Raw genomic sequence first — 2,290 nt, forward strand, 5'->3', positions numbered from 1 at the left:
ATAGTCATATCCGGGGGCGATCGGAGGGCCGCATATGGCGGCCGACGACGCGCAGGGACGTTCAGGCGATCTTGAAGGCGGCCGAAATCTACAACGAGGCCGGCTTGCGCCAGAAGGGCGAGCGCAGCGGCCCGTTAGGGTCCGTCGCGCTCGACGTGCTGCGGCTGTTCGTCAATCTCATCGACTTCCGCACCGGCCGGCTAGAGCCGTCAATCACCACGATCATGGATCGGCTAGGCCGGTCGCGCGATACGATCGTGCGGGCGCTGAAGAACCTGCGGGCACATGGTTTCATCGACTGGCTGCGGCGCTACGAGCCGACCGGCAACGAGGGGCGCGGCCCACAGGTCCAGCAGACGAGCAACGCCTACCGCCTGTCCCTGCCGGAGAAGGCCCGGCAGTTCCTTGGGCGGTTTGCCAAGGCCCCGCCCCCGCCCGACGACCACACCGCCGCACAGGAAGCCCGCGCGGCCGAGGTGGACGCCTACAGGAAGGCTCTGCCCCTCGATGAGCTGGCGCTGTCCGAGGCTGGCGATACCGCGCTAGGCCGGGCGTTGGCGGCCCTTGGGAAAGCTATCCAGAAACGTGAGTCCGATAACCAGACTGAATCCCCATCTGATCTATATCTAAGAGGGCAAACATAAGCGGTCGCCGCTGTTCGGGCTGCTTTCGCAGCCCTGCGGCGGTTCCGATCCGCTTATAGGGCGGATCGGGAAGCGGAAACCTCACAGCAAAACCGCCAGCCTCGCGCTTGCGGCAACCGCCGCATGGGCTTTCGAGAGGGAGCGAGGGGCAAGGGCAGCGTTTAATTACTCAAATGAGTGAATGAGGCGAAATCCTCTTTACTCAATCGCTCAATGCGCTATACTCATTTGAGTAAATGCGTATTTCATCAACCGTAGGAGATTCGGCCGTGCATGTGATCGCCGTTTTGAACCAGAAAGGCGGGGCCGGGAAAACGACCATAGCCACCCACCTCGCCCGCGCCTTGCAGCTCGGCGGCGCTGACGTGCTGCTGATCGACTCCGACCCACAGGGCAGCGCCCGCGATTGGGCGGCGGTGCGGGAAGATCAGCCCCTTTCCGTGGTCGGGCTGGATCGACCGACGATCGAGCGCGATTTGAAGAATGTCGCCCGTAAGGATTTCGTCGTCATCGACGGAGCGCCACAAGCGGCCGACCTCGCCGTGTCGGCCATCAAAGCCGCGAATTTCATCCTGATCCCGGTGCAGCCCTCGCCCTATGACATTTGGGCGACGGCCGAGCTTGTCGATTTGGTCAAGCAGCGCATGGAGATCACGGACGGAAAATTGCGCGCCGCGTTCGTCGTGTCCCGCGCGATCAAGGGAACGAGGATCGGCAACGAGATCACCGACGCCCTCAACGGTTACGGCCTGCCGATCCTCGCGGCCCGGATCACGCAGCGCGTGAGCTATCCCGGCTCCGCTGCGGCCGGCGCAACCGTCCTTGATCTGGAACCGGACAGCGAAGCGGCCCGCGAAATGACGGCACTTGCCGACGAAATTAAGCAATTGCTCAATTAAGTAGATAAGGAGAGCATCAAATGAGTGAAGAAAAGCGGGGTATGCTCAGCGCCGGCCGGCCGAGCAATGTGCGGAAGTCCGCCACGCTCGCCAGCCTGTCCGACAAGGGCGCAACCGTGCGCGTGAACTTCGATCTGGACCGCGAGGAACACAAGCGGCTCAAAATCATGGCCGTGGAGCAGGGCCGGACCATTTCGGAGATACTGCGGGAGATGGTTTCTCAATCACTTAAATGAGTGTATGAGTATCTACTTAGTTGAGCGATTGAGCTGCTTGAAACTGTTGCTCATGTGAGCTACATTCAGGCCAGAGAAAGGAGGCCCGGTCATGGCTGCAAGTGCATTTGTGCGCGCTCGCATTGACGAGCGCCTGAAAGACGAGGCGGCCGCCGTGCTGGCCGAAATGGGGCTTACCGTGTCCGATGTGGTGCGGATGACCTTGACCCGCGTGGCGAAGGATAAGGCTTTGCCCTTTGAGTTGAAGGTGCCGAACGCCGAGACGCGCGCCGCGATCGAGGAATCCCGCGCGATGATGAAGGCCCGCCGTGCGCGGTTCAATGACGGACAGGAATTGTTTGATGCCCTCGACAAAGAAACCCGCCAGTAGCAAGCGGGCTTCTCTGCCGAGATCGGCGGACTATGCCAAGAGCTTCGTGAAGGATTGGGAGCGGCTTTCCCGTTCTGGCCGCTACAACATGCGCCAGCTCAAAGAGGTCATGTTGCTGCTGATAGCGAACGACGAGCCGCT

4 protein-coding genes are annotated in these 2,290 nt (G+C 61.4%); all 4 read left to right on the forward strand.

From position 1 onward, the window contains the following. A partial coding sequence (locus ACFPLB_RS17420; RefSeq protein ID WP_378232049.1) for a helix-turn-helix domain-containing protein occupies nt 1-644 on the forward strand: 644 nt, incomplete at its 5' end. Nucleotides 645-913: 269 nt separating this feature from the next. Continuing rightward, a complete protein-coding gene (gene parA / locus ACFPLB_RS17425; RefSeq protein WP_151610671.1) occupies nt 914-1,543 on the forward strand; it encodes a ParA family partition ATPase in 630 nt (209 codons plus the stop codon). Nucleotides 1,544-1,563: 20 nt separating this feature from the next. Next, entirely contained in the window at nt 1,564-1,779 is a 216-nt protein-coding gene (locus ACFPLB_RS17430) for a plasmid partition protein ParG (protein WP_151610672.1), read from the forward strand. A 91-nt stretch (nt 1,780-1,870) separates the two neighbouring features. After that, nucleotides 1,871-2,149 carry a type II toxin-antitoxin system RelB/DinJ family antitoxin gene (locus ACFPLB_RS17435; protein WP_151610673.1) on the forward strand — a complete coding sequence of 93 codons (279 nt, stop codon included), beginning with the start codon at nt 1,871-1,873 and terminating at the stop codon, nt 2,147-2,149. The last annotated feature ends 141 nt before the right edge of the window (nt 2,150-2,290 follow it).

This window comes from Aquamicrobium segne (genome assembly GCF_042656785.1).
Taxonomy (GTDB): domain Bacteria; phylum Pseudomonadota; class Alphaproteobacteria; order Rhizobiales; family Rhizobiaceae; genus Mesorhizobium; species Mesorhizobium segne.